The sequence below is a fragment of the Parafrankia colletiae genome, assembly GCF_001854655.1.
Classification (GTDB): domain Bacteria; phylum Actinomycetota; class Actinomycetes; order Frankiales; family Frankiaceae; genus Parafrankia; species Parafrankia colletiae.
This window is the reverse complement of record NZ_MBLM01000055.1, coordinates 1-5,467: the sequence shown is the minus strand read 5'-3', so window position 1 is coordinate 5,467 and position 5,467 is coordinate 1. Positions and strand designations below refer to the sequence as shown.

Here is a 5,467-nt window from a genome sequence, read left to right as displayed (position 1 = left end):
GAGGGAGTGAGACCACCTCGCTCCCAGGAGTGAGGAGGCGTCCGTTGACGAATCAGGAACCTGTATCGCGAGGTACAGGAATCTTCGGCCTTCAGACCGGAGAGGATGTCAATCGGCAGTGGTTGCGACAGGCAACCGATGCCTGCACAAGACTAGCTGGGTGATCGCCGGGCAGGTACCCGGCGCCTGAACGGCGGCCGCGCGCGGGTCAGCGTGTCGAATGATGATCATCTATCTGCTGCAGGAGGCGGAGGAGCTCTGCGCGCTCGTCAGGGGTGAGTGGGGCGAGCAGCTCCTGCTGGGTCTGGTCGACGAGGTGGTCCAGAGCGTGCAGCCGAGATCGCCCGGCCGGGGTCAGCGTGACGATGTTGCGGCGCCGGTCGTCGGGGTCGGGCGCGCGCTCCACGTGCCCGGCCTCGGTCAGGCCGCCCAGCACGGCCACCATGTCGCTGCGGTGGATGCCGGTGCGCTCGCTGAGCGTGGCCTGGCTCGCCGGCCCGCCGTCGCGGAGGGTGACGAGCGTGGCGTACTGCCACCGGGTCGCCCCCGCCGCGGYGAGGTGCGTGTTCGAGATCCGATCGGCATGCACCGCGGTGCGGCCGAGGAGCCGACTGGCCAGTGACCGCAGGCGCGCGGAGACGGCGGTGGGGTCGGTCGGCACGTGGCGGTCGCGTTCCGGCATGGACGGCATCCTAAGGCTTGCGTTAGTCCCACCAACGACCTAGCGTTTGTGTCACAAACGTTAGGGAGACTAATAATGGAGATCGAGCCGTTTCGGGTGGACGTGCCGCAGGTCGACCTCGACGACCTGCACGCCCGCCTCGACCGCACCCGGTGGCCCGACGAACTGCCGGGCGTCGGCGACGAGTTCGGCGTGCCGCTGGCCCGAGTCAGGGAGCTCGCTGGCCACTGGCGCCACCGCTACGACTGGCGCGCGGCGGAAGCCGAGCTGAACAGCCATCCGCAGTTCGTCACCGAGATCGACGGCCAGCGGATCCACTTCCTGCACGTGCGATGCGCGCGGCCGGACGCGCTCCCGCTGGTGCTGACCCACGGCTGGCCGGGGTCCATCGTGGAGTTCCTCGACGTCATCGGTCCGCTCTCGGCCGACTTCCACCTGGTCGTGCCGTCGCTTCCGGGCTGGGGCTTCTCCGGCCCGACGCGCGAGCGCGGCTGGGACGTCGACCGCGTGGCCCGCGCCTGGGCGGAGCTCATGCGCCGGCTGGGCTACCGGAGGTACGGCGCCCACGGGGGTGACTGGGGCGCGGCGGTGTCCCGGGCGCTGTCGCAACACGACGCCGAACACGTCATCGGAATACACCTGAACTACCTCCCGACGTCCGCGCTGCCCGGCGACCCGGACCGTGCGCAGCTGATCCCGCAGGACCAGGAGCGGCTCGCTCAGACCGAGGCCTACCTGCGCGACCAGCCAGCGGTCCGAAAGGTGAACGGCACCCGGCCGCAGACCCCCGCGTATGCACTCAACGACTCGCCGGTCGGGCTGCTCGCCTGGCTGCTCGACCCGATGACGATGTGGGCGGGCAGGGACTTCGCGATCAGCCCCGACCGCGTGCTCACGAACGTGATGCTCTTCTGGCTGACCGGCACCGCCGGCACGGCACCTCGCCTGCACCGGGAGACCGGTGGACCGCCTTCCTGGCGAACCGTCCAACCAGTCGGTGTCCTCGTGTTGCCCGAGGACATCACCCGCCCGATCCGTTCCTACGCCGAGCGGCGGATGCCGATCGTCCGGTGGACGGAGGCCGACCGCGGCGGCCACTTCCCGGGGCTGGAAGTGCCTGAGGTGCTCGCCGTCGACATCAGCGCCTTCTTCCGGGGCCTGAAGATCCCGAGGTGCTCGCCGTCGGCCTGCCGATAGCATCGACGAATCGCGCGACCACCCACTGGGGAAGCCGGGGCACCATGACCGTCATCAAGATCAACGCCATCACTGTCGAGCCTGACAGCGGCGACGAACTGGCCCGTCGTTTCGCCGCGCGTGCCGGTGCCATCGACGACCGTGACGGTTTCGAGGGCTTCGAGCTGCTCCAGCCGGCCGACGACCGCACCGTGTGGCTGGTGGTGACCCGCTGGCGGGACGAGGCGTCCTTCCAGGCCTGGGTCAGCTCGCCGGCGTTCGCCCACGGGCACCGCTCCGAAGCCGAGCGCGCCGGCGGCGAGGCACCCAAGCCGGTCGGTGTGCACAGTGAGCTGTGGAGCTACACGATCGCCGGCGGCTCGGCAGGCTGATGCTTCGGCCGCGTGCCTGCGCCCGATGACGCTCGGTGCCCGCCCTGGAGGTCACGACCCGTCGCCCGCCTGGCGCGTGTCGCCTGCCTGGCTCGCGTCGGGCGGCTGCCAGGGCGGAGCCACTCCCCATCCCCATCGTGGGACGGGCGCGTGTGGCATGGGGGTCGCGCCGGGCTGGGAGTTCTGCACGGCGATGCGGGTACCCCACTCGAGGTAACTCATGAACGCGGCGCGGAACTCGGGGTCACCGGGCAGTCCGACCTCGTCCGCGGCGTCGACGAGGAGGCTCACCCAGCGCCGGCGCTGCGGCTCGGTGATCGCCTTGTCGAGGTGATGCGAGAGCATGTTCTCGTAGCCGCCGCGGCGCGCGGTGTAGAGAGCGGGCCCGCCGAACACCTCACCCAGCCACAGGGCGACATGGTGCGGATGCCCGGAATCCATGTGCGCGAACAGCGGGGAGAGCAGATCGTCGTCGACGACGGTCTCGTAGAAGCGCGTGAACAGGCGCTCGAACGCATCGGGCCCGCCCGCCCAGTCATGGAGGCTGGGTGGTTGCGGCTGGCCGCCGCCGGGGCCGGCGACCGCCGTCGGCGTGTAGTGACGCATTTCCTCGATATGCTCGACGTACGGTCCGACCTCGGCGAGGAATCCGCGAAAGACGTCGCTCCCACGGAACCCTTTCAGGTGGCCGTCGAGCGAGTCCCAGTCAATGCGCAGAACATAGTGGTCGCTGTTCTCATGGCAGCGTGCGAGCTCGAATCCGAGGCAGTTCGGTGATTCGCGCAGCGACCCGGAAGCCCGGATGTAGGCAGCTTCGAACTCGTCGGACCTGTCCTGGGGAATTCGGTAGCGAATGTACTCGACGATCACCACTGCACCTCCGATCGTCAGGCTACCAACGACTTACTCCGCTGTGGGTACCCACTTTTTTGTGCGTACCCTGACGTGGAGGGCCAGCCCGACGAGGGGCTGGTCAGGCCGCAGTGGAGGACTGCCGATGGGCGAGCGCATCTACCGGTGCCCCGTGGAGGTGACCATCGAGGTCGTCGGTGGAAAGTGGACCGCGGTGATCCTGGCCCACCTCAAGGAGAACGACCGGCTGCGCTTCACCCAGATCCGGCGCCTGATCCCCGACATCACCGAGAAGATGCTCACCCAACGCCTGCGGGAGCTCGAGAAGATCGGCATCGTCGAGCGCACCCTGGTGAGCGCCACACCCCCACACGTGGAGTACGCGCTCACCGCCGAGGGCCGCTCCCTGGCGCCGATGCTGCAGTCGATGTGGGAATGGGGCCGACAGTGGGCGCAGACCCACCAGCTCTCGATCCGACCCCCGGCCGAGCAGCTCGCCGGCTACTCGGGCGCCAGCTACTCGGAAGCGGGCTGCTCGGAAGCGGGCCGCACGCCGCCGACATCCACGGCGTCCTGACTCCACTGCCAGAGGGGTACCTCGCGGATCGGATGCAGGTCGGCGTCGGTGGCGGCCCACGAGTTCTGCTGCGCGATCTGCACGCCGAACTCGATGTGCTCGCGCACCGACCGTCGGAACGGTTCGTCGTCGGGTAGGCCGGCCTCGTCCAGGGCCTGGAGGTACAGCTCGACGAAGCGGTCACGCTGCTCGTCGGTGATCCGAAGATGACGGTGGACGTCGATCAGGTAGGCGAAGCCGACCTCGCGACTGAAACGGTCCGGGCCGCCGAAGGACTCCGYCGTGAACCAGGTGAGGTGGTCGACATGGGTCGGTACCCGCTCGGGGAAGAGCTTGCTCAGCACCGGATCGGCCAGCGCCCTGYGGTAGAAGAGCTCCTCGAGTCGGTGCAGGGCGGCGTCACCGCCGGCGTGCTCGTGCAGCGTCTCCGCCATCGTGTCAGGGTCCCGTCGCCGTCGTGCGCTTCCCGCGCTGTYCCGCGCATCGTCTGGATGGAACGCTAGAGCGATGTCCGCAGCAGGGGAAACAGAAGTTCTCGGTGGTCCCACAGCGGTCGTCGGTCGATCGCCGGCGCTGTCCGCCGCCACGAGGATGGATCTCCGTCAGCTGAGCTACTTCGTGGCCGTCGCCGAGGATCTGAACTTCACCCATGCCGCACGCCGCCTGAACGTGGCCCAGCAGTCACTCAGCAGCGCGATCGCGCGACTCGAGTCGCATCTCGGGTTCGCCCTGTTCGAGCGTTCAAGCCGAGCGGTGGGACTCACCGACCGTGGGTCGCGGTGGTTGCCCCATGCGCGTGAACTGCTCGCCGTTGCCGAGCGGTGCGCGGCCGCCGCGCGGGACATCGCGACCGACGCCGCTGCCACGCTGCGCATCGGTCTCGCCGCCACCGCTGCCGTGGAGATCACGCCGAAGCTGCTGCAGGCCTTCGCCCGGCGGTATCCCGACGTCCGTCTCCTCACGAAGCACTACGGCCTCGAGGATCCGACCGGCGGCCTGCGCGGGCACACGAGTGACGTCGCCATCGTCCGGCCACCGTTCACCGGCACGGGACTGGACCTGATCGTGGTGGCCACCGAGCCGCGCTTCGTGGCCCTGGGCGCCGGCCATCCGCTCGCGAACCGTCAGGGCGTCACGTTTGCGGAGATCGCCGAGCTGCCGTGGATCGACGTCGTGGGGTCGGATCCGGTCTGGTGCGGGTTCTGGCGTGTGAGCGAACGACGCACCAGGCCGCCGCGGTTCGGGGCGCAGGGCCACACGCTGGACGATCTGCTGGACGCGGCTCGCACCGGCCGCGCGGTCGGGCTGGTCCCGGCCTCGATCGCGTCCGCGCAGCGGTGGCCGGGCCTGGCGTTCGTCGAGGTCGTCGACATCGCCGGTTCGGAGGTCGCCATCGCCTGGAACTCCGCCGACCTGCCGGCGCCCGCGCGCGACTTCGTCGACCTGGCCGCGACGCTCTCGGATCAACCCACGCTGTCGGATCAGCTGTTGAGGTAGGTGAGGACGGCGAGTACCCGGCGGTGGTCGACGTCCGTCGGGGTCAGGTCGAGCTTGGTGAAGATGCTGCTGACCGTGAAACGTAGCGCGCAGGCCCCGCCTTTCAGAACGGGGTTAGCGCGTCAGCTCCGACATCAGGGTGGCGGCGGAAAGGTGTATTCTGCCGGCCGTGGGGAGTCGGGTGGTGAAGCGGGCGTACCGGTACCGGTTCTACCCGAACTCCCATCAGGTGGAACAGTTAGCGAAAACGTTTGGTTGTGTGCGTTACGTGTACAACCGGGCGTTGTCCGA

Annotated in this window: 8 protein-coding genes and 1 pseudogene; 5 read left to right on the top strand and 4 right to left on the bottom strand. The window is 69.2% G+C overall.

The features are described from left to right. Positions 1 to 208: 208 nt before the first annotated feature. A complete protein-coding gene (locus tag CC117_RS08060; protein ID WP_071083126.1) occupies positions 209 to 691 on the bottom strand; it encodes a MarR family winged helix-turn-helix transcriptional regulator in 483 nt (160 codons plus the stop codon). Between the two features lie 66 nt (positions 692 to 757). On the opposite strand from CC117_RS08060, the gene CC117_RS08055 reads away from it, so the two are divergent. Then, a complete protein-coding gene (locus CC117_RS08055; RefSeq protein ID WP_071083125.1) occupies positions 758 to 1,879 on the top strand; it encodes an epoxide hydrolase family protein in 1,122 nt (373 codons plus the stop codon). Between the two features lie 44 nt (positions 1,880 to 1,923). Further along, positions 1,924 to 2,250 (top strand): antibiotic biosynthesis monooxygenase family protein, encoded by a 327-nt coding sequence (locus tag CC117_RS08050; RefSeq protein WP_018637576.1) that lies wholly within the window; start codon positions 1,924 to 1,926, stop codon positions 2,248 to 2,250. Positions 2,251 to 2,301: 51 nt separating this feature from the next. On the opposite strand, the gene CC117_RS08045 is transcribed toward CC117_RS08050, so the two are convergent. Next, on the bottom strand, positions 2,302 to 3,120 hold the full coding sequence (locus CC117_RS08045) for a globin domain-containing protein (RefSeq protein WP_071083127.1): 819 nt from the start codon (positions 3,118 to 3,120) through the stop codon (positions 2,302 to 2,304). 127 nt (positions 3,121 to 3,247) lie between these two features. On the opposite strand from CC117_RS08045, the gene CC117_RS08040 reads away from it, so the two are divergent. Next, the gene (locus tag CC117_RS08040) at positions 3,248 to 3,679 is read left to right on the top strand and encodes a winged helix-turn-helix transcriptional regulator (protein WP_071083124.1); all 432 of its coding nucleotides are present in this window, start codon (positions 3,248 to 3,250) and stop codon (positions 3,677 to 3,679) included. On the opposite strand, the gene CC117_RS08035 is transcribed toward CC117_RS08040, so the two are convergent. Then, positions 3,619 to 4,113, bottom strand: a complete 495-nt coding sequence (locus tag CC117_RS08035) for a group II truncated hemoglobin (RefSeq protein WP_071083123.1) — start codon at positions 4,111 to 4,113, stop codon at positions 3,619 to 3,621. The genes CC117_RS08040 and CC117_RS08035 overlap by 61 nt on opposite strands. Positions 4,114 to 4,186: 73 nt before the next feature. On the opposite strand from CC117_RS08035, the gene CC117_RS08030 reads away from it, so the two are divergent. After that, positions 4,187 to 5,176: a LysR family transcriptional regulator gene (locus tag CC117_RS08030; RefSeq protein ID WP_071083122.1), complete on the top strand. Its 990-nt coding sequence runs from the start codon at positions 4,187 to 4,189 to the stop codon at positions 5,174 to 5,176. Here the strand turns inward: CC117_RS08030 and CC117_RS40420 are convergent. Further along, positions 5,161 to 5,250, bottom strand: a pseudogene (locus CC117_RS40420) (DNA-binding response regulator); the annotation flags it as partial. The gene CC117_RS08030 and the pseudogene CC117_RS40420 overlap by 16 nt on opposite strands. 110 nt (positions 5,251 to 5,360) lie before the next feature. On the opposite strand from CC117_RS40420, the gene CC117_RS34375 reads away from it, so the two are divergent. Continuing rightward, positions 5,361 to 5,467, top strand: a 107-nt coding sequence (locus CC117_RS34375) for a helix-turn-helix domain-containing protein (protein ID WP_157905375.1), incomplete at its 3' end; no start/stop codon positions are given.

Coding starts and splice junctions, on each gene's coding strand:
- CC117_RS08055 (WP_071083125.1), top strand. CDS start 758: ATGGAGATCGAGCCGTTTCGGGTGGACGTGCCGCAGGTCGACCTCGAC.
- CC117_RS08050 (WP_018637576.1), top strand. CDS start 1,924: ATGACCGTCATCAAGATCAACGCCATCACTGTCGAGCCTGACAGCGGC.
- CC117_RS08040 (WP_071083124.1), top strand. CDS start 3,248: ATGGGCGAGCGCATCTACCGGTGCCCCGTGGAGGTGACCATCGAGGTC.
- CC117_RS08030 (WP_071083122.1), top strand. CDS start 4,187: ATGTCCGCAGCAGGGGAAACAGAAGTTCTCGGTGGTCCCACAGCGGTC.